We start from the raw sequence: 22,744 nt of genomic DNA on the forward strand, positions 1-22,744 counted from the left end.
GGAGTCAATGTGAAAAGGACTATTGGAATCCTGGTTATCTCAATGCTGCTGGTATTTCTGGCAGGGTGCGGCGGCGGCAAAAAGGAAGATGCAGCACCGCCAGCGGCCCAATTACAAACAATTACGCTGGGACTTATGCCTGATGTCGATTCTATTCCTTTTATTATCGCCGAGGAAAAAGGATATTTTAAAGAAGAGGGTTTAACAGTAACGCTGAAGCATTTTAAAAGTGCCATGGAACGGGACAGTGCCCTGCAAAGCGGCAATCTGGACGGGGCTGTTTCGGATATGCTGGCCGAGGCTTTTGCCAAGGCCGGGGGTTTTGATACTGTGATTACCTCGCTGACAACCGGCAGCTATAAGCTGGTTGTAAATAAAGATATGGCCGCAGCTTCCCTACAGGACTTAAAAGGCAAGGATGTGGCTATTTCCAAGAATACAATTATTGACTATGTGACAGACCGGGTAATAACCGAGGGCGGACTGACCGCAGCGGATATTAACAAGGTTGTTATCCCGCAAATCCCGGCCCGGCTGGAGATGCTGCAAAACGGTAAGATTACCGCGGCGACCTTGCCGGAACCGTTGGCGACAGTGGCTGTTAACAGTGGTGCCAAGGTAATAAAAGCATCAGAGCAGCTAGGGCTAAATCCGGGGGTGCTGCTATTTACGACCAAGGCAGTGCAGCAAAAAGAGCAAGAAATTCAGGCCATGTACCGGGCTTATAGTAAGGCCGTTGACTATTTAGCGCGGGAGCCGATGGAAAACTATATTGACTTACTGATCACGAAAGGCGGCTTTCCCCAGGCTGTAAAAGGGGTACTCACCCTGCCTCAGTACAAAAAAGCAGCTGCCCCGGCGCAAAAAGACATTGATGATGTCATCGCCTGGATGCAGGCCAGGCAGCTTATCCAGCAAAAATACCAGTATTCAGACTTAGTTGATACCCGGTTTGTCAGATAATGCGATGATTCGAATTCAAGATCTGACAATGAGTTACGAAACCGGCAGCACCCGCTATGATGCGCTCCGGGATATTAATCTGGAGCTTGCGGCCGGAGAAACCTGCGCGATCATAGGCCCTTCCGGCTGCGGCAAATCAACTTTGTTGAAAATACTGGCCGGAATTATTACCGACTTTACCGGCACTGTTGCAATTAATGAGCAGCCGGTCAGGCCTAAGCAGCAGATCATTGGGTTTATTCCCCAAAATTACGGCCTGCTGCCCTGGAAAAATGTTTATGAAAATATTTGTCTGGGGTTTAAAATCAAGCATAAAAAACAGGATGAATATGAAACAGATCTCAATTCGCTGGTCCAACTGCTGGGGCTGGGAGGCCTGGAAGCCAGGTATCCCGGGGAGTTAAGCGGGGGGCAGCAGCAGCGGGTGGCTTTGGCGCGGGCTTTTCTGTTAAAGCCTGACCTGCTGCTCATGGATGAACCGTTTTCCGCCCTGGATGCTATGACCAGAGAAGAGATTCAGAATGTATTCCTACATGTCTGGCGAAAACACTCGGTGTCCACTATCCTGGTTACTCATCATATGGAGGAGGCGGTGTACTTAGGCCGCAAGATTGTTATTATGGCGGCTGCTCCCGGCAAGATCAGCCAAATTGTTGATAATCCCTTATTCGGGGTCGATGGTGTGCGGGACAATAAGGATTTTTTCCAACTGTGTGTTGCGCTGAGAAAGATGATAAAAGAGGATTGGTCAAAGTGAAAGATAAAGGCCCGGGGGTTTGGTATTTTTATGGTATATTCATTTTCTTAGCGATGTGGCAGGTTGTTTCCCTGGCGGTACAGTTGCCGATTATTCCGTCGCCGGGGAAGGTAGTAGGGAACTTAGCCGCCATTTTTATGTCTCACATTGCTATTCACGGTTTATACAGCTTATGGCGCATTTTGGCGGGAGTTTTTCTGGCAGTGCTTGTCGGTATCCCCTTAGGGCTTTGTATGGGCTACTTCCCCGGCTGGGACCGGTTACTGTCGCCAATCGTCTATCTTACCTATCCGATTCCCAAAATTGCACTTTTACCGGTCGTGATGCTGTTATTCGGTTTAGGGGAGCTTGCCAAAATACTGATGATCTTTCTGATTATTGTTTTCCAGGTCATTATTGCTGTCCGGGATGGAGTTAAAGGCATTCCCAAAGAAACTTATTACCCCTTATATTCACTGGGGGCCGGTTTTATGGATGTTTTCAGGGAGATTCTGATTCCGGCGTCTATGCCGAAATTCCTGACATCACTGCGGGTGGCGATGGCAACAGCGGTCTCCGTATTGTTTTTTACCGAGACATTTGGCACCCAATATGGCATGGGTTTCTTTATCATGGATGCGTGGCTGCGGGTCAATTATTTAGAAATGTATTCAGGTATTGTGGTGTTAAGCAGTATCGGCCTTGTTTTATTTGGCACAATCGATTATTTAGAAAGAAAAAAATGCAGTTGGCAATATAAGTAATAATAATACAATATTATTGACAAAAATAAATATTATTGTATAATGTTGGTTAATAATATCGGTTAACGTCAGTTAATATAAGGTCGGTAATATGACTGAACAACCTCTGTGCAGAGGCTTCGGTCTTTTATTTTGTTTATAGATTAGTAAGGGGGAGAAATATGTCGATAAGAACGAAAACAGTTGCGCTGCTCCTGGTTTCCCTGCTGGTTGTTGGTATGATTATTGCCGGTTCGGGTATGTATGTTTTATACCAGCAGACGTTAAACAGTACGCAAGTTTCTATGAATAACCAGGCAGTACAGCTGGCCGGACAGGTGACTGATCTTTTTAATTCCTTTGAAAAAAGCGGCAAGGTTTATCAACAGGACAGTGATTTACAGTCCGGTGATCCAGCGCGTATCCAAGCTAAAATTAACACCTATTTCGGTGTAGCCTGGGGAATTGACCGGCTGAATTTTTTGGATGCCGCCGGCCAAAGGACAGCCCTTGCCCCTTATGATGCCAAAGTTATCGGGGATAATCTCTCAGACCGGAAATTTTACAAAGATACGGTGGGGGATAAAAAATCGCATATTAGCGATATCATTATCAACAGGGTTACCGGTGTCCCCTCGGTTGTTGTCACCCAGCCGGTAACCGGGGACAACGGTCAATTGGCGGGGATGGTACTGCAGGCGGTTAATCTGGAAACCTTGCAGGACTATCTGGCTCAGGTTAAGGTTGGCTCAACCGGGGTAGCTGCCATTGTCAACCATGACGGCACACTGATCGCCCATTCTAAAAAAGAATTGCTTAAAGAGCAGAAAAAAATATCCGGGGACCTGATGGCCCGGCTAAGCAGCAGCCCCGGCCGGCTGATTAAGTATACTGACTTGTCTGAGCGCGAGTCGGTAGCGTTGTTTATCCCTGTCCAAGGTACAGACTGGTTGGCCATCGTGTCTCTGCCGTCAAGTGAATTCCAGGCCGGATTTTTCAGCAGTCTGCAGTGGATGTTAACTGCGTTAGGCATTGGCCTTATCCTCGTAGGTTTTATCGGCTGGTGGTATTTGCTCAAAACATTGCGCCCGATTGAAAGCCTGGTGCAGGAAGCTACCCGCATCGCCGCCGGCGACCTTACACTTTCGCAGCTGAAGCTGGATTCTAATGATGAAATCGGACGACTGGCCCGGAGTTTTGAGCAGATGACCAAAAATTTGCGGAGCCTGATGCTCCAGGTTGCGGAGGCGACGGAACAGGTAAGTGCCTCTTCTGAACAACTAAATGCCAGTGCCGAACAGTCGGCGCAAGCCGCCAACCAGGTTGCTGCCGCCATTGCCAGAACCGGCGCCGGTGTTGAACAGCAAACTGCCGGCGTGGCTAACGTGCTGGTTTTAATTGAGGATATTGCCAGTGGTTCGCGGGAAGGGGCCAATGCCACTAAACTTGCATCTGATATAACCGGCCAGGCCGTACTGGCCACTAATGATGGCAGCAAGGCCGTTGAGAATGCCATTCGCCAGATGAACCAAATTCAAAATACCGTCAATGATTCGGCAATGGTTGTTGCCGAATTAGGGGCCAGGTCCAAGGAGATCGGCGTAATTGTCGAAACAATTGCCGGCCTGGCGGGCCAGACCAATCTGCTGGCCTTAAATGCCGCTATCGAAGCAGCCCGGGCCGGAGAACAGGGCCGGGGGTTTGCTGTGGTTGCGGAAGAGGTGCGTAAGCTTGCTGAACAATCGCAGGCGGCTGCCAAGCAGATTGCAGAGCTGATTGCTGAGATTCAGGGTAAAACCGGGCAGGCAGTTGCGGCTATGTCGGCCGGTACGGAAGAGGTGCAAAAAGGAACGAGTGTTGTTGATCAAGCCGGCATAACCTTTAAAGAGATTGAACGCCATGTTAAAGAGGTGGCCCAAATCAGCAGCGGCATAGCAGCCGGGCTGAATGAGTCCGTCAATGCCAGCACTCAGGTGCTTGCTGCCATCAAAGCCGTTGATGCCGTCAGCAGGGAGATTGCCGGCCAGTCGCAGAATATATCAGCCGCCACCGAGGAACAATCGGCATCCATGCAGGAAATCGCCGCCTCAAGTCAGGCCTTATCCCAGTTGGCGGAAGAACTCCAGCAGGCTGTCGGGCAGTTTAAAATCTAGACCAGAATGTTAAAGCCTGGAATAGCACCTACGCTATTTCAGGCTTCATTTGTTTGCTGCCGCCCGGTCATTTTCCACAATCCCAATACCCCCTGTAGCTGGTCAGGCTAAAATGATTCAGCCTAAAGCCCGCGACAAAGTTTATGAACATACAGGCGTGATAAGAGAAATTTAGTTTACAGGACCGGCCGGCAGGATTGTTGCAATAGATACAGAATCTGTAAGGGGAGAAAATAATCATTAGGAGGTGCAAGCTAGTTGACAACAATACTGGCACTGCTGGGAAGTCCGAAGCCTAATGGTACAAACAGTCTGCTTATTGATGAAGTGCTGCGTGGCGCAGCTGCCGCCGGCGATGTAGAGGTGCAAAAAATTCTCATTAATGAACTTAAGGTTGCACCCTGTCAGTCTTGCGATTACTGTATGCACACCGGCCGTTGCCGCTTGCGGGATGACATGGAGTCTGTCTATGAAAAAATTGTGGCTATGGATGCTTTCATTTTTGCCGCCCCGGTGTATTTTAACGGTATGAGTGCCCAGGCAAAAGCGGTGGTTGACCGCTGTCAGCCTTTTTGGTCGGCAAAATATATTGTAAAAACAGATGTATTTGGCGGACGCAAGCGACCGGGCATATTTATTGCCACCGGCGGCCAGCCCCTTTATAATGAACAGTTTATTGGCTCGCTGCATGTAATAAACCTATATTTTAAGATGATCGGCGTAAACAATAGCGGTACCCTGACCCTGGCGGACCTTGATGCCAGACCATTAGCCGGCCGCCCTGACGATCTGGCCCAGGCCTTTGCGCTGGGCAGGAAGCTAATTGCCGGCGACCGTCATAATGTAAGCTGACCGACGAACAAAAGAAACCTGCATAAGTTGCAGGTTTCTTTTGTTTCGTAATTATTTATCTATAAATTATCTATAAAATAATGTATAATAGATAAAAAAAGATATAAAAGAAGGTGAAGGCTTGAATGATCATGACTTAAAGATAATACAGCGGCTGATGAATCAGGCCCGTACCACCTGGGCAGATTTGGGCGCGCTTCTCGGCCTGTCGGCTCCTGCCGCCGCCGACCGGGTCCGTAAGCTGGAAGAAATGGGGGTTATTAAAGGCTACACGGCGCTGATCGATCCTGAGGCTGTGGGTTATGGTTTGGCGGCTCTCATAGCAGTCACGCTGGACCGTTCCGGGCAGAAACCGGAATTTCTGCAAATGGTTCATACCGTACCGGAAATTCAGGAGTGTCATCATATAGCCGGGGCCGAAGATTATATTCTAAAAGTGCGGTGCACAAGTACCCGCGACCTGGAACGGCTAATCAGTGAAGAAATCAAATCTTTGCCAGGCATTAGGACCCGAACAACCGTAATTTTATCGACCATTAAAGAAACGCCGGTATTGCCGGTTGCCTTTGTGAAAGGATAATAAGCCGTGGAAATAGTTTTGTTTATAAAAGGGCTTATTTTAGGATTTTTGATAGCGGCGCCGGTGGGACCTATGGGCCTGCTTTGTATTCGCCGGACCTTAGCTCAGGGCCTGCTCAGCGGTTGTTTTTCAGGCTTAGGGACTGCAACCGCCGATGCTCTTTATGGCTGTATCGCTGCCTTTAGTCTAACGGCCATAGCCACTCTCGTCCTGGAGCAGCAATTTTATTTACGCTTGTTTGGCGGCGTATTTTTACTTTATTTGGGTTATACCGCATTTACAGCCGCACCGGGAGAACCAACTGCCAAGCCTGGCGACAAAAGACTTTTGACCACCTATATATCCGCTTTCTTCTTAACGTTAACCAATCCGCTCACAATTATGTCGTTTGCGGCTGTGTTTGCAGGCTTAGGCCTGGGTGAGGCCGGGGGCAATTACCAAGCCGCAGGAGTACTGGTTCTCGGAGTGTTTATCGGATCAATGCTGTGGTGGCTGGCCTTAAGCAGTCTGGTGGTGCTGCTGCGCTCCCGCTTTGATCATAAGCGGCTGGCCTGGATTAACCGGCTTGCAGGGATAATAATTGCCGGCTTTGGCCTAGTGAGCCTTATTGCCAGCCTTTCTTAAAGCCGGTAAGGATGTAGTACTGTCTATTTCGGGGATACCAGCTGTTTGTCAGCCTGGCAAGCTGTTGGCTGGCCGGACGGCTCAATCTCATTTACATAATTTTGACCCCATTCGCAGAGCGAGGTCAGGATGGGCAAGAGGCTTTTGCCGGCAGGGGTCAGGGAGTATTCTACTTTGGGCGGTATCTGCGTATAGATATACCGGTTTACCAGGCCGCTTTGTTCAAGTTCTCTGAGCTGCTGGGTCAGCATTTTTTGCGTAACCTTAGGCAGGGCTTTTTTCAGTTCGCTAAACCGCAGGGTATTTTCGCCGAGATACCATAAAATAAGCGATTTCCATTTGCCGCCGATAAGCTCTAAGGTCAATTCCATCGAACACTGATATTCGGAATTTTTAAAATAAATCATAAATATCGTCCTTTCGGTATCTAAATAGGTACTAGGAAACAAATAAGTGCGTACTTGCTGAGTTGTATACCAGTACTTATAATTATAACAAAAGAGTAAGCTTACGAAAATCAAAAAGTGTAAGCCATAAGGAGGATGTAAGATGAAAGTAGTTGCTTTTAACGGCAGTCCGCGGGTGAATGGCAATACTGCGCAGGGGATTACCATTGTGCTTGCGGAATTAAAAAAGGCAGGGATTGAAACTGAGATGATTCAGCTTGGCGGCCGCAAGGTTTTTGGCTGCCTGGCCTGTGGTAAGTGCTGGGAAACCAAGAACAACCGCTGTATTCGGCAGGATGATGAGATGAATGCCTTCATTGAAAAGATTCAGGCAGCTGACGGCATTATTATTGGGTCCCCCACTTATTTTAGCAATGTTTCACCGGAAGTGAAGGCCCTGATTGATCGCTGTGGCTTTGTCGCCAAGGCCAATGGCGGCGATCTGCTCCGGGGGAAAGTCGGTGCGGCCGTGGTTTCCGTCCGGCGGGCCGGTTCCACGTTCACCTATGCGGCCATAAATTTCTTTTTTGGCATTGCCGAAATGGTTATTCCCAGTTCCAGCTACTGGAATATGACCTTGGCCCTGGAGCCGGGTGACATTCAAAAAGATGAGGAGGGGATACAAACCTTCCAGACACTGGGCAGGAATATGGCGGGTGTGCTGCAAAAACTCAATAGTTAATAGAGTATAGCTATATGCTCTGCCTGCTCCGGCAATATAAAAAACCGCGGCTGGTCGCGGTTTTTTATATCCCTTGTACCCGGCCTGGGGCTGTCTCTGAAGTGTATAACGGTTATTACCCCGGCACATACTTTAGAAAGCAGGGAGTAAATTTGAAATGAGGTTATGCATATGAAGGATTTTTGTTCTTTCTACCGTAGTAGCTATCACCCAGGACAATCGTGTTGAAACCGCCAGCTCTGTGCAGGATATTCTGACTAACTACGGCTGTCATATACGGGTCAGACTGGGGCTGCATGATGCAGACCGCGACCAATGTACGAATAGCGGGATTATTCTCTTGCAAATGTGTGCCGATCAAAAAGTAATCGCAGAATTTGAGCAGGCGCTTAATCGGGTCCCCCATGTCAAAACTAAATATATGACCCTGAATTAACCTTGATTTCAGCAGTTAGCCATATTCCAACTCAGTGACCATAATTTTGCGCAGCTTACGGGCCCGGACTGTCCAGGAGTTTTCACAGGCGAACTGAATTCCGGCAGCCCGTTTTTTTTCATCTGCCGCCGGTGAAAACCCTGGCAGCATAGCCTCAGTGATGAACGTAACATATTCAGGCGGTATTTCCGGCAACGGGGTGCTCAAAATCGGGATACCGCCGGCAAGATATTCCCAGAACTTTACCGGATTGACCCCTCTGGTCATTTCCGTAAGCTTAAACGGGATCAGACTGTAATTAAAATTACTCAGATAGCGGGGCAGCTCAGCATAAGCCTGATGGTGCAGATAGTGCATATTGCGATTGGGAAAGGCTATTGTATTTTGGTACAATAACGAACCAATAAACACGAACTCATAATCAGGCAGGCATCTGGCCAGGGAATTGACCAGTTGCATATCCAGCCAGGGGGCGATGGCGCCGATATAGCCGATAATCGGCTTACTGCCGGTGAAGGGCAGGCAATGGATGTCGTGGCGTTGCTGCGCAGTTTTAAAATGTTCGTAATCACAGCCATTAGGAAGCAAATGGACTTCTTTGGTGACGATAGATTTGGCCCTGCTGACAAGCGAGCAGGCCGTGGCCGTGACCACATTCGCCTGTTGTAGCGCCCGGGCATAGTCCGGGAGCCAGGAAATGAATTCGCCGGCCGGTTCATCTACAGAATCAAAGATAATCAGGTCAGGCTTGGCCGACTGGATTGGCGTGATATGCGCCGGATAGGTGAAATAGGCCGTGATTGGAAGGCCGGGGTAATTGCTCCGGGCCCACTTGACGGCTGCAGTAAAATCCCAGCCATTGGCCAGCAGCAGGTTTTCTTTAAGCTGGATAATACCGCCAGGGTGACGCTTATACAGGTTTACATTGCAAAAAATGCAGATGCAGTCAAGCCCCGCCAGGGCTTTCAGTATTTGTTGCGGGCGTTGGTGCAGATAGTCCCAGTCGATGGTTGGCGGATAGATAATAACAGGCTGCATGATATCACCTCCTGTCATTATATTCCCGGGTATGGGCTGTTGGTTCATTATTGCCGGCTTAGTGAAAAAAGCTCGTGTATACTTAATTAAGTTGCACGGGCTTTATTGATTGGCTTTAGTTTATCGGCAGCTTGATTGTGCCGCTTGCCAGCGCAGCGTTTCCCCGGAACCTTAGACTCTTCACCGCTATGAATTACTTGTTAAAATACAGAAAGATTTATTATTGGATTTCAGGTAAAATGAATATAAGCAAGCAGGCGCCTGCTGCCGGTAAGCCCGGGGCAGTATTTGACAAAATTAAGAGTGGACATGGCGGTGCCAGCTGCTGCAGCAGAGTGATGCCACAATTCTTGAGATTGCTTATGCGACCGGTTTTATAAGCCTGTCTAATTTCTACAAGTGTTTTCAGGCCCTAACAGGAGATACACCTAACCGGTTTAGAAAAAAGCGAGGTGACTTATAGTGTCTTTATATTTTTATCAAACCGATATCGGACAAATTGGTATCCGCGAACAGGCGGGCAGCATTACGCAGCTTTATTTTGCCGGCGACCAGGTACCGGCGGCTTGCACGCTATCGGAAACACCGGTGCAGAGAGAGGCCGCCCGGCAATTATCCAGTTATCTCGCCGGCTCACTCGCAGAGTTTACGCTGCCGCTGGCCCCGGCCGGCACTGTTTTTATGCAACAGGTCTGGACCCGGCTGTGTGAGATCCCGTACGGCACAACCGCTTCTTATCAGGATATTGCTGTAAAAATTGGTAAGCCGCAAGCAGCCCGGGCAGTGGGGCTTGCCAACCACCGCAATCCTATTCCGATTTTTATTCCCTGTCACCGGGTGATTGGTGCCAATGGTTCCCTGACCGGCTACCGGGGCGGACTTGACCTTAAGCAAAGACTGCTGGCGCTGGAACAGGGCAGAATTGTCGAAAGGAGTGACTATATCGGTAAATGAGCTGGCTTGGCCAGGCATTGAGATAGATATGCGGTTTTTGTCTGTGGCAAAGTCTTTTATGGATGAATATAAATAGTTAAACAGCCAGGGAGTTGCGTCATTTGCGCAACTCCCTGGCTGTTATTAGAGATAATCAATCTGTCTATTTACGTTGATTTTTGATTTTTTCAAGAATGCCGGTATCTTCTAAGGTTGATGTGAGTTTTTGACTATCGGCCAGCCATTTGTCTTGTGTTTCCTGTGGTCCTAAATATTGAATAGGAAGTCCGATATTGTTCATATTTTTGATAAATTCGGGATCGGAAATCATAGCTTTAAATCCTTCCGCCAATTTGTTTTTTATTGCCGGCGGCGTTTCTTTAGGTATCGCTATGCCATACCAGTTAGTTAGAGTAATGTCTAATCCCTGCTCTTTAAAGGTAGGTGCCTGCGACAACACAGCATCGTCTATTCGTTGTTCCCCTGTTACCGCTAAGATTTTAATGGTACTGTTTTTGACATGTTCTCTAATTACCATCGGATTGACAAAACTAAGGTGCACATGTCCCCCTAATAAAGCAGCGGTAGCTTCACTTGCGCCGGAAAAGGGAACCTGATCGATAGTAATCTTGGCCGTTTGGGCAAACATCTCACCGAGCAGATGCGGAAATGAGCCAATACCACCATGGCCAAATTTTAGTTCCCCTGGATGCTGCTTGGCATAATCTATTAATTCATCAAGTGTTTGCCAGGGTTTGTTCGTTTGGACTGCCAGGACCATTGGTGTTGCTGCAACTTGTACAATGGGCGATAGTGCAGTTGGATAATTGTATTTAACAGATCCATATAGTGGCAGCAACAGCATATCAATACCTGTTATGCCAAGGGTATAGCCATCCGTATTTGCTCCGGCCAATTCATTCCAGCCGATAGTACCTGCTCCTCCCGGGCGATTGACGACTGTCAGCGGTTGGCCTAAGTATTGGGGTGCAAATTTTTCTAATGAGCGGGCTGTTAAATCCAGGCCTCCGCCTACGGCGAACGGCACAATAACAGTAATTGGTTTTTCGGGAAATTTAGCAGCTTTGCTGACCGGGATAGTTTGTGTTTGTATATCGCTACAACCTACCAATACTAATACCATCAAAATTGTTATTGACAAACTAACGAATATTTTTTTGGGTAGCATAGGTTTTCTTTAACACCTGCCTGTCTTTATTTTTTCTGAGCTTTGATTTTTTCTAAAACGCCACTGGCCTGGAGGGTTTTAGAAAGTTGTTGACTATCAGCGGCTGGAATCTTTTCACTTTGCAGATCACTCAGCCTCCCAACATTATCGAAATAAGAAATACACCTACTAGCGAGAAGCTAATTGGTTTTTTCCACATGGCTGCATACCCCCTTGTTACTCACAGATTTTAACAGCTTCCCTCCCTTCGCCGCTTATTGCTTTTGATAAGCCAGCTGGTTAGATTATAGAGGATGACCAAAGCCCCTATTGTCAGCAGGAGGCTGGAAATTGGCCGGGTAATCATTGCCCAGATATCGCCGTCGCAGATGATTAAGCCGCGTACTAAGCCCTGTTCCAGGCTTGGCCCCAGGATTACACCGATCAGCAGGGGGCCTGGCTCAAAACCTGTCCGCCGCAAAAAGAAGCCGATGATGCCGCAGATTACGATTAATACCAGATCGGACATGCTGTTATTGATGGAATATGCCCCGGTGAGGGTCAATAAGGCAATCAGCGGCATGAGGATATTAAGGGGTGTTTTGAGCATCTGGACAAAAACGCCAATTAATGGCAGGTTAATGATTAAAAGCAGTATATTGCCAATGTACATACTGGCAATTAACCCCCAAAACATGCCGGGCTGTTCGGTTATTAAGGCCGGACCAGGGGTAATGCCATGAATCATAAAGCCGCTGAGCAAGATGGCGGTAGCGCCGGAGAACGGCAGTCCCAGCGACAATAAGGGGATCATGGTGGCGGAAACAGCAGAGTTATTGGCGGCTTCCGGTCCGGCGACCCCCTCAATCGCCCCCTGGCCAAATTCAGCCGGATTTTTGCTGAGGCGTTTTTCCATGGCGTACGAGGCGAAGCTGGAGATGGTGGCCGCCGGACCGGGCAGTAAACCAACCAGAAACCCGATGACACCGCCGCGGAACATGGGGGGGACGGAACGCCGCCATTCTTCTTTGGTCGGGTATAGGTCCCGCAGCTTTATGGAGGGCAGGGTGGGCGGTGTGGTGGGTTTTGTCATTACCGTAAGAATCTCGCCGATGCCGAATATCCCCATGGCCAGAATCGATAATTCAAACCCCCGGTCAAGTTCAGGCACCCCCATGGTAAGACGGCTGATGCCGGATAGGCTGTCCAGGCCGACGGTGCCGAGCATAATGCCGGTGCTGACCATCATCATCGACTTGAGGGTGGAAGTGCCGGTAAGATTAGTTAAAATGATGATGCCAACAAGGGCCAGGGCAAAGTATTCCGGCGGACCGAAGGCGAGTGCCGCCTGTGCTAACGGCGGGGCAAACAGGGTTAAGCCAATTACACCGATGGTACTGGCAATAAAAGAGCCAATTGCCGATACGGAAAGAGCCGCCCCGGCCCGCCCCCGCTGGGCCATCGGATAGCCATCCAGACAGGTGACCACTGATGCCGCCTCGCCGGGAACATTGAGCAGAATAGAGGTTGTTGACCCGCCATACTTTGAGCCGTAATAGATGCCGGCAAACATGATTAAGGCCGCCGTGCTGCCCATGGTATAGCTAAAAGGCAGCAGCAGGGCAATTGTGCTGATTGTGTCAATTCCCGGTAATACCCCCACCAGCGTCCCGATAATAACCCCAATCGTGCAGGCCATTAAATTGGCGGGAACGAGGCTGACTGATAAGCCTTGCAGCAACAGGTCTAAGATTTCCATGTTTATCCCTCCTGAGCTATGGCAGAGTAACTGCTAAATAGTAACCAAATACAAGATAGAATATAACCGAGCAGCTGCCGGCCATGGCAACCGGCACCAGCCAGCCGCCGGTATCGGCCACTTTAAACAAATAGAGCAGAAAGATAAACGCCGCCGCCAGATAACCGATAATATTCAGGACTGTAATGTAAACGATCAGGCCAATAATAACAAAGATGAATTTAGTCCAGTCGACCATATCCTGTTTTACCGGCTTACTCAGGCATTGCCGGTTTACGATAAGCAGGACAATGGCCAGCACAATACCGGCTAAACCTGCCAGATTCGGGAGAAATCCGGATTTGGGGGAATCGATAGTGCCAAAAGTCAGTTGTTGAGCACCAAACAGATAAATACTGCTTCCCAGCAAAAAACACAGGGTAACTATTCGTTCAGCCATGTAAATATCACCTCAAGTAAGCACATTTTTTAATACTGTGACTACATCGAAACTATCAGGACTGCTTGAAGCCGATGGTAAAGGTTGTCCCCTTTCCCGGGCTGCTTTCAATACTTAATGTGGCAGAATGGCGCTGGATAATCTGGTAACAAATCGCCAGACCCAAGCCGGTGCCCTGTTCTTTGGTCGTAAAGAAGGGGGTTCCCAGCTTTTCCCTGATTTCAGGGGGAATACCGACGCCACAATCCTGGATGGACAATAATACCTTCGAGTCAACTGCTTCTGTGTAGATGTTAATGATACCGCTTTTAGGCATTGCATCAATCCCGTTTCTTACCAGATTTAAAATAAGCTGGCGTATACTGCTTTGGTCTGCAGACACACTGGGTATATCGTCCAAAATGACCTTAATCTCGCAATTATTCCGCATGGCATCGGCCTGCAGGAGCGGGTAAATATCATGGATAATCGTATTTAAGTTTATGTAGCTGAATTCCATGTTCTTATTTTTGGCAAGTGACAAAAACTCCGTAATAATACTGTTGGCACGGTCCAGCTCATCAATCATCAGGTCGAAATTTTCCTTTTGTTTTATAAATTCATTTTTGATACTGAGAAACTGTAAAAACCCCCGGACGGTTGTCATTGGGTTGCGGATTTCATGGGCAATCCCTGCGGCCATTTCACCAATGATATTCAATCTGTCCAGTTTTGTCATTTTTTCTGTTTGTTCACTGATGTATTTTAGAATCGGGGTGAATTCCTCAATTTCACTTTTATAATTATAAGTACGGCCGTCAAGGATCGATTCGGCAAATGTGCGCAAATCTTTTTTTAATTTTACAAACAACTCGCGAAACACGGCGACACAGACTAATACCATGAGAAACGCACCTAAAAAGGTACTAATTGTCCGCCGCCAAAGTACGGAGTAAACGGCATCCTGATTGATCGAGGCGAAGGCATGACCAATAATAACCCCATTTTCGCTAATCGGTTTAACATAGGCAAGGGAGTTGGCGCCATGCCAAACGACTGAGCTTTTGTTTTTTATCAGCAGTTCAGTATTGGATTCGTTGATTTGTCGCAGCTTGCAAGGGCTGATACCGATAAGTAATGATGTGTCTAATTGTGGCCCAATGGCAACAATACAGTCATACTGACGGGCATAATAACCAAATTTAATGATATCTAAAGGCACAAATATTTCGTTTAGCAGGGGGTGGAGCTGCCGGTTGATAGCTAACACCTGCTCCTGGGCCGGTTGCAGGGGGCTAACCTGTTGGGCGGCAATATCTGCAAAGGAACCGGCGGGCTTTTTCTGGACAAGAAACTCCGTAATGGACATCAGCAATGTGATATTCTTATCGTTCTCCTCTTGTACGTAGAGCCAATGATTATAAGCGGTAACAGTGATCATTAACAACAAAACAACAAAAACTATCTTAAAGTTCAGTTTTGTCGTTAGATTGATTCTTTTCATCGTTTCCGGTCCCTCAAAATTGTCGCACCTCTCGTTTTTTAGTTTACTTAAGTCATCGCCGCATGATTACATAATTCATGATATTTTTTCCTTATAATACAAAATTTACCTATCGTATATTGTAAATGTTTCGCTAATAAATGGGAATATCCTTCTAAAGCTGATATAAATTTGCAATTGTTTGATTATAATAGCGTAAAAAAACGTAAACTGAATCTTGTATAGTTTAATATTGACATGATACGGTGAAAGGGTTATAGTAAAAACAATTCACATACGTGTATATACACGTTAATACTGAAACTTAAATATACTTTTATTCAACGAGGAGGCAGGCTGTGAAACTAGGCATTCTGGCATGCAGCATCTATCAGCCGGAGTTAGAAGTAGTTCTGGCGCAAATAAGACGAGACAGACTATTTGCTTGTGAGTTGGTGGTTACTTATTTACCATTAAAACTGCATTCCAATTTAAAACATTTAAAAGCAGCGATCATTACAGCTTTGGCTGAGATAGCGGCAGACCGCCTTATCCTGCTTTATGGCTCTAAATGTCACCCGGAGTTTGATGATTTTTTACAAAAGTATCAGTTAGGCCGGGTTTGTTCAGGCTAACTGTATTGAACTGATACTGGGGGAGCGAATCAATGCGGCGGGCAGTGCCAAGACCTTTTATTTAACTCCCGGGTGGTTAACTAAGTGGCGGGAACTCTTTGATACGGGTTGGGGAATTGATGAGGTAGCACTTAGGCAGAGTTTCGGGTTTTATGATCAGATATTATTCTTCGATACCGGTGTGAGTGAAATTACCGATGAGATGATCCTGAATTTGTTCGAGTACACCCGGGTGCCCATTGTGGGGGAAACCTGGAAACATTTAAAAGTAATATTCTGGCAGCAATCCGGGCGGCAGTCCCGGCGCCTGCAGGACCATGAATAGCCAGAAATTATTCGCTTTAATAAAAACAAGGGCCAGGGATATTTCTGCCAAGATGCGGGCCGGAGGGCGTCTCTCACCGGGGCGGAATATATCCTTGGGGGTTTTAGTAAACCGGTATCTATCTTCAGCCTCGGCAACAATAATCGGCTGAATGATTCTCGAAGCATTGCATGATATATCCACTCTTAAGCTTGTGTTGGCATACTAAACATGTACCAGGACAAGCTAGGGGACAACCAAGCTGTCCCCTTGTCCACTTAGCGGACCGGTTGCCGCTTCAGTAGAGTGAAAGGGTTATTCTGCCGGCGCCGGCTATTCTTCAGGTGAAAGCTTGGGCGGGAGCTTGGTTGTATCGCCGCCCATGCGGGCTATCAGGTAGATCAGAAGCAAGAGGATGGCGATGGTGCCGGTGATTGTTGCCGGGGTTAAATACTGACCAGGCAAATATTCGTAAAGGCCAAAAAGGCCAAAGCCGATAAAGACAATGGCGGCAAACCACTTTACGGCCCGTTCCGGGATTCTTTTCCCCAGCACAATGCCAATTATGATCCCAATGCCGTCGGCAACCATCATGCCGGTAGTTGTTCCCAGCCATACCGGGATAATCGCATTAAATTGAGCGGCTAATGCCACTGTGGCCAGCTGTGTTTTGTCTCCCATTTCGGCGATAAAGAAGGCAATGGCTACTGTCCAAAAGGGAGTGCGTTTACAGGCTTTGTCCTCGCCGTTGAGTTCATCACCACGGATTGTCCACAAACCGAAGATAATAAAAGAGGCAGCGGCGGCAAGCTGGATGTAATTCATGGGAATAAAATAGGTCAGGTAGCTGCCGACAACCACGGCAAACAAATGATTGAGTATGGTCGCGGCGAATACGCCCCACATGACTGTCCGCCAGCAGTAGCGGGTGGCAAAGGCCATAGCCAGAAGCTGTGTTTTATCACCCATCTCTGCCAGTACTACAAAGACAAGTGAAGTTAAAAATGCTGTCATAATAAACCTCCCCAAATGGTGTTATATATAAAAAACGAGACCTTTAGTATGACAATATTAGTCATACTAAAGGTCTCACTATTGACAACTGTCAACAACAGAGCCAGATGATTACTCACCAGTATGTTGACTCTGTTCTAGAGCTACTCCCCTTTAGGAGTGTTAAGGAATATTATATTGTTTTTATTCTACACTACCACGCAGGTATTGTCAAATAACGAATTTCCCCTGCCGGGGAGAGGGGCACTATTCTGGGTAACCGCGGCGGATTGCCATGAGAATAAAGCAGATAAGACCTGCGAGCAGCGGGTAGATATAGATACTCCGTTATAAATACTAAAGAGCAGATAAGTAAAGAAGGATGAATACCAGTTGTGTCCCCAAAATCAGCTCCTTACCGATCATATCAACTTGCCGGCTTGGCCGGGCCGGTACCGGCGGCGGACAGTTCCGCAATCCCCGGCTGGGCAGCGGGTGGGGCGTATGTAAAAAAAATATGGCAGCACAAGGGGTTTGCTGGTGGAATATCGAAAATGATAAAGAAAGCACTAATAGCTGACATAAGGAAGAGATGAGGTATTTTGGTTGCAAGCTTTGGTAATGTGGTTAGACAAAACCCTGAGCAGAATTTTACTGGCACTATTGATCTTTGTGGCTGGGTTAATACTGGCTGTCGGAATTATTACAAAAAAATTTGAAGTGAATCTCTATGATTACCGGCGGCAAGAGCTTAAGCGTATTAGTGAGGTCGCCCGCAATTCGATTGAGCCGGTTATTGCCCAGTACCGCACCGGGGAATTATCCCGGGAGGCAGTGTTACATAAAGTCCGCGATCGTGTCCGGACCATGACTTACAGCGATATATTTGGGGCAAACTACGTATTTATGAGCTCTTACCAGGGAGTAATGCTTGTACAGCCGTTTGAGTCCGGTCTGGAAGGCAGTGACCAAAGTCAGCTTACCGATGCGCAGGGTTACCCCATCCTCTTGTCGCTTATTGAACAGGCCCGCCAGGGGGCGGGGTATGTTACCTATTTTTATCATCCGCCCGGCCGGGCTCAACCACAGCAAAAGGTTTCTTATGTAGTAGGGATACCTGAGCTTGAAGCCTACATCGGCACAGGCATGTATGTGGAGGATATTCAAACAAGCTACCAGGAGTTTCTTATACAGCTCCAGGGCATATTCCTGTTTTTCTTTTTACTGGTAATGGGAGCGCAATATACGTTGCTGCAGCCGCTGTTTAGCAGCTATCAGCTGTTAATACAGGCTTTTGACCGGTTTAAGCGGAACTCTGGGGAAGCTCCCCTGCTTGCGGCTGCAACCTATCGTCAGGGCTCGGAAGCAGAGAGGCTGATTACCGGCTTCAATGCCATGCTGGCAGAAATGTGGGCCAAAAACACGGCCATGCTGCAGGCCCATGCAGAACTTACCCAAAGCCATGAAGAATTAACGGCCGGTAATGAGGAGCTGATTGCCTTATACACCGAATTGACAGCTGCTAATGAATTGCTCCGGACCAGCGAAGAACGTTATCGCCTGGCGATGGAAGGTGTCAATGACGTTATTTATGACTGGGATCTGCGTACCAATAAAATAGCGTTATCAGAACGCTGGAACAATATCCTGGGGCTGTCTGCCGTGGAGGGGGTTGACATCCGGCTAGGCTGGGAAACGAGGATACACCCGGAGGATAAAGTGATTCGGGAGCAGGCAATGGCTGATCATTTTACGGGAAAAACACCATTTTATGCTGCCGAATACCGGGTGAGGAACCAAAACGGGGAATATTTTTGGGTATTATCACGGGGGAAAGCTTTGCTGAACGGGAACGGCAGTGTAATCCGCCTGGCCGGATCATTCACAGATATTAATGAGCATAAACGGCGGGAGGCTGAAATCTGGCGTCTGGCTTACCGGGATCCATTAACCGGACTTGCTAACCGGCGGCTATTAACGGAACGTCTGCGCAGCGAACTGTTATTGGCGCAAAACGGTCAGGGAAGCGGTACCATGTTATATCTGGATCTCGATAATTTTAAGTTTGTTAACGATTCCTGTGGACATATGCAGGGTGACCAACTCCTGATTGAAGTGGCCGGCACCCTTGTACAACTTGTTGGGGAAGATCATCTGGTAGCCCGTTTGGGTGGTGATGAATTTGTGGTACTGCTGACAAATATAAGTGAGACCACCGTGGTATCCCAGTATGCGGCAACCCTTATCAAAGCCTTGTCCAAAGAAGTTAATCTGTGCGCCCACCCTTTTTTTCTTTCGGTCAGCATCGGCATTGCCTGTTATCCCCGTAACGGCACTGAAGTTGATGAAATACTCAAGAACGCCGATACAGCGCTTTATGCAGCTAAAAATGCCGGTAGGAACGACTACCGTTTCTTTGAAAACTCAATGCAGGAAAACCTGATTCAGAAGCTTAAAATGGAGCGCAGTTTGCGGACTGCGCTCAGCAATGAAGAGTTTCTGCTGTATTTTCAGCCAATCGTGCAGTTAGCCACCGGCCGGGTTGCCGGTTTTGAGGCGCTGTTACGCTGGCATAATCCCCACCGGGGCCTGATATTCCCGGACAAGTTTATCCCGTTAGTGGAAGAGTCAGGACTTATTGTTCCGATTGGCAAATGGGTTATCCAGGCGGCCTGTGCGTTTGCCCGCCGGCTGGCTGATATGACTGTTGACCAGCCTATTTATGTTGCTGTTAATGTTTCGGTAAAACAGCTGGCCTGTGATGATTTCGTCCAGGTGGTTAAGGCCGCCTTGCAGGCAGCGGTGCTGCCTGCTAATAGGCTGGAAATTGAGATTACGGAAACAATCCTGATGAATTCGGATTGTTTAGCGTCAAATATTGCAAAACTTAAGGAGTTAAAAGCTATTGGGGTTCGTATTGCCCTTGACGATTTTGGGACAGGCTATTCTTCATTGACCTACCTGAAACAATTACCTATTGATGTCGTCAAGATTGATAAGGGCTTTGTCGATGATTTGGCCACCAGCGGGAACAATGTTCCCCTGATTGGTTCCATCATTGCCCTGGCGCACAACCTGGGGCTTGAGGTTGTGGCGGAAGGCGTGGAAACCAAAGAACAATGTGAGCTGCTGCAAATCTGGCGCTGCGATTCGATCCAGGGGTACCTGATCAGCCGTCCTGTACCGGAGGCAGAGGCGTTGAGGCTAGTTAATAAAGACAACTTAGCTTGAGGTGGGGAGTTAACCCCAGGTTAAGGGGTTAGCTGTTCTACCTTCCACTGGCAGAAGCGGGCGTTAGAGACGGTTAGTCACAGGCTAACGTTTAGGCGTATAATCAGAGAACCAGGGTCATGTCATACCACTGGGATCCACCGTGGACGGACTGGGAAACTCCGTTATTTACATAGCCAAACGACTCGTAATAAGGGACTAACCGCTCCTTACAGGTCAGAATAATGCTGCTGCGACCGGTATTTCTGGCAGTCTGAATAAAATGCTGCATGAGCTGGGACGCAACGCCCTGTCGGCGGTAGGCGGGGATTACGTCCAGTCCAAAAACAGCCAGATTTTTCCCAGCCGGTATATGCTGCTCAGTGCTATGAAAAAGTTCATCATAGATAAAGGCGCTGTTGGTGGCACAGCCGTTGATAAACCCGATCATCATTCCAGCTGCTTCAGCTACTAAGAAAGATTCAGGGAAGGCTGCGATCCGTTCCCTGAATACTTCCCGCTGGGCGGCTTCGGCAGGCGGGAAACAGACAGCTTCTATTGCCGTTATCCGGTCCAAATCCTCCGGATAAACACTTCTAATGGTAATTTCGGCCATGGGTATCCTCCTCTAGTTTGTCAGTAAGGGTGCAATACACTAAATTTTATTATATCATTCTTGCTATTAGTTGTCGCTTAGTGTCTGTGCATATAGTCTGTACTACATAAGGCCGCCAATAAGCTTTACGGCTGGATGTTTGTTTAAGCCGCAGGCAAGCGGAATCTTTCAAAGGAAGGACTTTGATATGGCCTATAAATTAGTCTGCATTGATGTTGACGGGACGCTTTTAAATAGTAAGCATAAAATTACAGACAGGACAAAAGCAATATTGCTGCAGGCACACCAACAGGGGGTTCATATCGTAATCAGCACAGGCAGAATGTACACTGATGCTGAATATTATTCCAATCTTATTGGCGTCAAATCACCGGTGATTGCATCAAACGGGGCTTTTATCAAAGACAAAGATACGGATAAGGTTATTTATCAGGATGTTTTGGGCGAGAGCTTATCCTTAGAGCTACTGGCGATATTTCGCAAACACCGCACAAAACCATATTTTTGTACGCCCCATAAATTCTATTATGGTACTGTTATGTTTAAATTTTTTTATGTTGCCTCTAAACTGTTGGGCAAGAGGAGTAATAAGCTGGATATGGAATATATTTTCTCCTGGCAGCAGTGGCAAAAAATATTAAATAAAGAGAAAAACAATATTGTAAAATGTGAGATTATATACAGCAATATAGAGGTAATCAGGGAATTACGCAAGGAAATACAAACTATCCAACAGCTGGAGATCGTGGATTCTTCCCGATATAATATTGAAATTACCCGTAAAGGGGTTTCCAAAGGCAAGGCAGTCGCAAGGCTGGCCGCTATTTATGGTCTCAGGCGTGAGGAAATACTAACAATCGGTGATAGTGAAAATGATTTATCCATGATCGAGTACGCCGGTCTGGGCATTGCCATGGAAAATGCTGCGGACAGGGTGAAACGAAAAGCTGACTTTATCACAAGCTCTAATGACAATGAGGGCGTTGCCAATGCAATAAACCGGTTTATTCTGGACAACCGGTTTTAGCGAGAGATATGTAACTCTGACCGCAGGACAAAGAGGCCATTTGTGCTATGCACAAAGGCCTCTTTGTTTGTGGAACAAAATCAATGTCCCCGCCTATTAACTTGAATAGGTGGCAACTGGAGCGAGAGTAGTAGGTTTACTTACTAATAAACTCCTGCACTACATACACCTGTCCGCTTGCGTTGCGCACTACGCCGACGCCGACATCGGTGTAAGCGGAGTTAAGAATATTGGCCCGGTGGCCTGAACTGTTCATAAATGCCTTTTCGGCATTGGCTACGCTTGAATTGATGGCTAAGTTTTCACCGGCCGTTTTATAGCTGATGCCGGCTGCCGTCATGCGGTCGAAGGGCGACTGCCCTTCCGGATTGTAATGGGAAAAATAGTTACGGTCAATCATATCCTTGGCATAGGTGCGGGCCAGGGTTGTTAGCTGCGAGTTGGATTTTAATGTTGAAAGACCGTTTTCTGTGCGGTCCTGGTTCAGCAGGGCCAGGGCCTGCTGCTCATCAGCTGCCGAAGTGCTGGTTGAGCCACTGGAGCCTGTATTGCCAGTGCCTGTGGAACCTTGATTGGACTTGTCTGAAGACTTGCTGCCGTGATTGGTAAGGGCCGAAATCAAGCCGATTGCTACAATCCCGGTCAGAATGTTTTTAGCAGTTTTGTTTTCTTTTAGCGTTTCTTCAACAGTTGTTTCCGTATCTAGAGTTTCGTTGGCCGGAACTTCATTGACAGCAGCCTTATTGGCGGCAGTCCCATCGGCTATCGCTTCGGTAGCAGCTTCTGCTGCATATGCGGAGGTCACAAGTGTACCCCCAAAAGATGTGGTCAAAAGCGAAATGGCAATAATGCCTGAAAGCACTTTCTTTTTAGTACTGAGGTTCACATGCATCCACCTTTCGTTTTGTATAATGGGAACTAGGTAATAGTTATTCGACATTGTTT

The 22,744-nt window shown here is 47.6% G+C and carries 25 protein-coding genes and 1 pseudogene; 17 read left to right on the top strand and 9 right to left on the bottom strand.

Annotated elements, in window-relative coordinates; genetic code table 11:
- Positions 1–42 precede the first annotated feature (42 nt).
- The 7 genes from SPTER_RS03495 (at position 43) to SPTER_RS03525 (ending at position 6,651) form a co-directional block, all read left to right on the top strand.
- Positions 43–963 carry an ABC transporter substrate-binding protein gene (locus SPTER_RS03495; RefSeq protein WP_144352728.1) on the top strand — a complete coding sequence of 307 codons (921 nt, stop codon included), beginning with the start codon at positions 43–45 and terminating at the stop codon, positions 961–963.
- Between the two features lie 4 nt (positions 964–967).
- Positions 968–1,720: an ABC transporter ATP-binding protein gene (locus SPTER_RS03500; RefSeq protein WP_144349079.1), complete on the top strand. Its 753-nt coding sequence runs from the start codon at positions 968–970 to the stop codon at positions 1,718–1,720.
- 53 nt (positions 1,721–1,773) lie between these two features.
- Positions 1,774–2,463 (top strand): ABC transporter permease, encoded by a 690-nt coding sequence (locus SPTER_RS03505; protein ID WP_425474354.1) that lies wholly within the window; start codon positions 1,774–1,776, stop codon positions 2,461–2,463.
- 161 nt (positions 2,464–2,624) lie between these two features.
- The gene (locus tag SPTER_RS03510; protein ID WP_144349081.1) at positions 2,625–4,595 is read left to right on the top strand and encodes a methyl-accepting chemotaxis protein; all 1,971 of its coding nucleotides are present in this window, start codon (positions 2,625–2,627) and stop codon (positions 4,593–4,595) included.
- Positions 4,596–4,853: 258 nt separating this feature from the next.
- Positions 4,854–5,447 carry a flavodoxin family protein gene (locus tag SPTER_RS03515; protein WP_144349082.1) on the top strand — a complete coding sequence of 198 codons (594 nt, stop codon included), beginning with the start codon at positions 4,854–4,856 and terminating at the stop codon, positions 5,445–5,447.
- A 121-nt stretch (positions 5,448–5,568) separates the two neighbouring features.
- A complete protein-coding gene (locus tag SPTER_RS03520) occupies positions 5,569–6,027 on the top strand; it encodes an Lrp/AsnC family transcriptional regulator (RefSeq protein ID WP_144349083.1) in 459 nt (152 codons plus the stop codon).
- Between the two features lie 6 nt (positions 6,028–6,033).
- A complete protein-coding gene (locus tag SPTER_RS03525; protein ID WP_144349084.1) occupies positions 6,034–6,651 on the top strand; it encodes a LysE family translocator in 618 nt (205 codons plus the stop codon).
- 23 nt (positions 6,652–6,674) lie between these two features.
- Here SPTER_RS03525 and SPTER_RS03530 read toward each other — a convergent pair whose 3' ends face one another.
- Positions 6,675–7,058, bottom strand: a complete 384-nt coding sequence (locus tag SPTER_RS03530; protein WP_144349085.1) for a winged helix-turn-helix transcriptional regulator — start codon at positions 7,056–7,058, stop codon at positions 6,675–6,677.
- Positions 7,059–7,200: 142 nt separating this feature from the next.
- Here SPTER_RS03530 and SPTER_RS03535 point away from each other — a divergent pair, with 142 nt between their 5' ends.
- Both SPTER_RS03535 and SPTER_RS03540 read left to right on the top strand, forming a co-directional pair.
- Positions 7,201–7,779, top strand: a complete 579-nt coding sequence (locus SPTER_RS03535) for a flavodoxin family protein (RefSeq protein ID WP_144349086.1) — start codon at positions 7,201–7,203, stop codon at positions 7,777–7,779.
- A 241-nt stretch (positions 7,780–8,020) separates the two neighbouring features.
- Entirely contained in the window at positions 8,021–8,215 is a 195-nt protein-coding gene (locus SPTER_RS03540; protein WP_246105465.1) for a hypothetical protein, read from the top strand.
- 15 nt (positions 8,216–8,230) lie between these two features.
- On the opposite strand, the gene SPTER_RS03545 is transcribed toward SPTER_RS03540, so the two are convergent.
- Positions 8,231–9,253: a glycosyltransferase family protein gene (locus SPTER_RS03545; RefSeq protein ID WP_144349088.1), complete on the bottom strand. Its 1,023-nt coding sequence runs from the start codon at positions 9,251–9,253 to the stop codon at positions 8,231–8,233.
- Positions 9,254–9,629: 376 nt separating this feature from the next.
- Between SPTER_RS03545 and SPTER_RS25825 the strand changes: the two genes are divergently transcribed.
- Both SPTER_RS25825 and SPTER_RS03555 read left to right on the top strand, forming a co-directional pair.
- Positions 9,630–9,716, top strand: coding sequence for a hypothetical protein (locus tag SPTER_RS25825; RefSeq protein WP_425474355.1), 87 nt, complete (start codon positions 9,630–9,632; stop codon positions 9,714–9,716).
- Positions 9,716–10,207 (top strand): methylated-DNA--[protein]-cysteine S-methyltransferase, encoded by a 492-nt coding sequence (locus SPTER_RS03555; protein WP_144349089.1) that lies wholly within the window; start codon positions 9,716–9,718, stop codon positions 10,205–10,207. Before SPTER_RS25825 ends, SPTER_RS03555 begins: the two co-directional genes overlap by 1 nt.
- Before the next feature lie 142 nt (positions 10,208–10,349).
- On the opposite strand, the gene SPTER_RS03560 is transcribed toward SPTER_RS03555, so the two are convergent.
- From SPTER_RS03560 to SPTER_RS03575, 4 genes are all read right to left on the bottom strand, one after another.
- Positions 10,350–11,330, bottom strand: coding sequence for a tripartite tricarboxylate transporter substrate binding protein (locus SPTER_RS03560; protein WP_144352729.1), 981 nt, complete (start codon positions 11,328–11,330; stop codon positions 10,350–10,352).
- A 274-nt stretch (positions 11,331–11,604) separates the two neighbouring features.
- The gene (locus tag SPTER_RS03565; RefSeq protein ID WP_144349090.1) at positions 11,605–13,113 is read right to left on the bottom strand and encodes a tripartite tricarboxylate transporter permease; all 1,509 of its coding nucleotides are present in this window, start codon (positions 13,111–13,113) and stop codon (positions 11,605–11,607) included.
- A 16-nt stretch (positions 13,114–13,129) separates the two neighbouring features.
- Entirely contained in the window at positions 13,130–13,552 is a 423-nt protein-coding gene (locus SPTER_RS03570; protein WP_144349091.1) for a tripartite tricarboxylate transporter TctB family protein, read from the bottom strand.
- Between the two features lie 55 nt (positions 13,553–13,607).
- Positions 13,608–15,035 carry an ATP-binding protein gene (locus tag SPTER_RS03575; protein ID WP_144349092.1) on the bottom strand — a complete coding sequence of 476 codons (1,428 nt, stop codon included), beginning with the start codon at positions 15,033–15,035 and terminating at the stop codon, positions 13,608–13,610.
- Positions 15,036–15,373: 338 nt separating this feature from the next.
- Between SPTER_RS03575 and SPTER_RS03580 the strand changes: the two genes are divergently transcribed.
- The 3 genes and pseudogenes from SPTER_RS03580 to SPTER_RS25200 all read left to right on the top strand — a co-directional run bounded on the left by SPTER_RS03580 (position 15,374) and on the right by SPTER_RS25200 (position 15,974).
- Positions 15,374–15,649, top strand: a complete 276-nt coding sequence (locus tag SPTER_RS03580; protein WP_144349093.1) for a DUF1638 domain-containing protein — start codon at positions 15,374–15,376, stop codon at positions 15,647–15,649.
- Between the two features lie 28 nt (positions 15,650–15,677).
- A pseudogene (locus tag SPTER_RS25830) lies at positions 15,678–15,830 on the top strand (DUF1638 domain-containing protein); the annotation flags it as partial.
- Positions 15,831–15,974 carry a hypothetical protein gene (locus tag SPTER_RS25200; RefSeq protein ID WP_246105466.1) on the top strand — a complete coding sequence of 48 codons (144 nt, stop codon included), beginning with the start codon at positions 15,831–15,833 and terminating at the stop codon, positions 15,972–15,974.
- Between the two features lie 312 nt (positions 15,975–16,286).
- Here the strand turns inward: SPTER_RS25200 and SPTER_RS03590 are convergent, their stop codons facing one another.
- Positions 16,287–16,967 carry a TMEM165/GDT1 family protein gene (locus SPTER_RS03590; RefSeq protein ID WP_144349095.1) on the bottom strand — a complete coding sequence of 227 codons (681 nt, stop codon included), beginning with the start codon at positions 16,965–16,967 and terminating at the stop codon, positions 16,287–16,289.
- 361 nt (positions 16,968–17,328) lie between these two features.
- Here SPTER_RS03590 and SPTER_RS03595 point away from each other — a divergent pair, with 361 nt between their 5' ends.
- Positions 17,329–17,526: a hypothetical protein gene (locus SPTER_RS03595; RefSeq protein WP_144349096.1), complete on the top strand. Its 198-nt coding sequence runs from the start codon at positions 17,329–17,331 to the stop codon at positions 17,524–17,526.
- A gap of 41 nt (positions 17,527–17,567) precedes the next feature.
- Complete coding sequence (locus SPTER_RS03600) at positions 17,568–20,177, top strand: EAL domain-containing protein (protein WP_144349097.1); 2,610 nt, start codon at positions 17,568–17,570, stop codon at positions 20,175–20,177.
- A gap of 103 nt (positions 20,178–20,280) precedes the next feature.
- Here SPTER_RS03600 and SPTER_RS03605 read toward each other — a convergent pair whose 3' ends face one another.
- Entirely contained in the window at positions 20,281–20,772 is a 492-nt protein-coding gene (locus SPTER_RS03605; protein WP_144349098.1) for a GNAT family N-acetyltransferase, read from the bottom strand.
- A gap of 187 nt (positions 20,773–20,959) precedes the next feature.
- On the opposite strand from SPTER_RS03605, the gene SPTER_RS03610 reads away from it, so the two are divergent.
- Complete coding sequence (locus SPTER_RS03610; RefSeq protein ID WP_144349099.1) at positions 20,960–21,799, top strand: Cof-type HAD-IIB family hydrolase; 840 nt, start codon at positions 20,960–20,962, stop codon at positions 21,797–21,799.
- A 136-nt stretch (positions 21,800–21,935) separates the two neighbouring features.
- Here SPTER_RS03610 and SPTER_RS03615 read toward each other — a convergent pair whose 3' ends face one another.
- Positions 21,936–22,604: a CAP domain-containing protein gene (locus SPTER_RS03615; RefSeq protein ID WP_246105467.1), complete on the bottom strand. Its 669-nt coding sequence runs from the start codon at positions 22,602–22,604 to the stop codon at positions 21,936–21,938.
- Between the last annotated feature and the right edge of the window lie 140 nt (positions 22,605–22,744).

Source organism: Sporomusa termitida (assembly GCF_007641255.1).
GTDB classification, from domain to species: Bacteria; Bacillota; Negativicutes; order Sporomusales; family Sporomusaceae; genus Sporomusa; species Sporomusa termitida.

Excerpts from the sequence above, each read along its gene's own strand:
- SPTER_RS03560 (WP_144352729.1), bottom strand. The coding sequence starts at position 11,330 with ATGGTATTAGTATTGGTAGGTTGTAGCGATATACAAACACAAACTATC.
- SPTER_RS03510 (WP_144349081.1), top strand. The coding sequence starts at position 2,625 with ATGTCGATAAGAACGAAAACAGTTGCGCTGCTCCTGGTTTCCCTGCTG.
- SPTER_RS03505 (WP_425474354.1), top strand. The coding sequence starts at position 1,774 with ATGTGGCAGGTTGTTTCCCTGGCGGTACAGTTGCCGATTATTCCGTCG.
- SPTER_RS03495 (WP_144352728.1), top strand. The coding sequence starts at position 43 with ATGCTGCTGGTATTTCTGGCAGGGTGCGGCGGCGGCAAAAAGGAAGAT.
- SPTER_RS03545 (WP_144349088.1), bottom strand. The coding sequence starts at position 9,253 with ATGCAGCCTGTTATTATCTATCCGCCAACCATCGACTGGGACTATCTG.
- SPTER_RS03610 (WP_144349099.1), top strand. The coding sequence starts at position 20,960 with ATGGCCTATAAATTAGTCTGCATTGATGTTGACGGGACGCTTTTAAAT.
- SPTER_RS03500 (WP_144349079.1), top strand. The coding sequence starts at position 968 with ATGATTCGAATTCAAGATCTGACAATGAGTTACGAAACCGGCAGCACC.
- SPTER_RS03605 (WP_144349098.1), bottom strand. The coding sequence starts at position 20,772 with ATGGCCGAAATTACCATTAGAAGTGTTTATCCGGAGGATTTGGACCGG.
- SPTER_RS03575 (WP_144349092.1), bottom strand. The coding sequence starts at position 15,035 with ATGAAAAGAATCAATCTAACGACAAAACTGAACTTTAAGATAGTTTTT.
- SPTER_RS03535 (WP_144349086.1), top strand. The coding sequence starts at position 7,201 with ATGAAAGTAGTTGCTTTTAACGGCAGTCCGCGGGTGAATGGCAATACT.
- SPTER_RS03590 (WP_144349095.1), bottom strand. The coding sequence starts at position 16,967 with ATGACAGCATTTTTAACTTCACTTGTCTTTGTAGTACTGGCAGAGATG.
- SPTER_RS03565 (WP_144349090.1), bottom strand. The coding sequence starts at position 13,113 with ATGGAAATCTTAGACCTGTTGCTGCAAGGCTTATCAGTCAGCCTCGTT.
- SPTER_RS03570 (WP_144349091.1), bottom strand. The coding sequence starts at position 13,552 with ATGGCTGAACGAATAGTTACCCTGTGTTTTTTGCTGGGAAGCAGTATT.
- SPTER_RS03600 (WP_144349097.1), top strand. The coding sequence starts at position 17,568 with ATGTGGTTAGACAAAACCCTGAGCAGAATTTTACTGGCACTATTGATC.
- SPTER_RS03530 (WP_144349085.1), bottom strand. The coding sequence starts at position 7,058 with ATGATTTATTTTAAAAATTCCGAATATCAGTGTTCGATGGAATTGACC.
- SPTER_RS03595 (WP_144349096.1), top strand. The coding sequence starts at position 17,329 with ATGAATACCAGTTGTGTCCCCAAAATCAGCTCCTTACCGATCATATCA.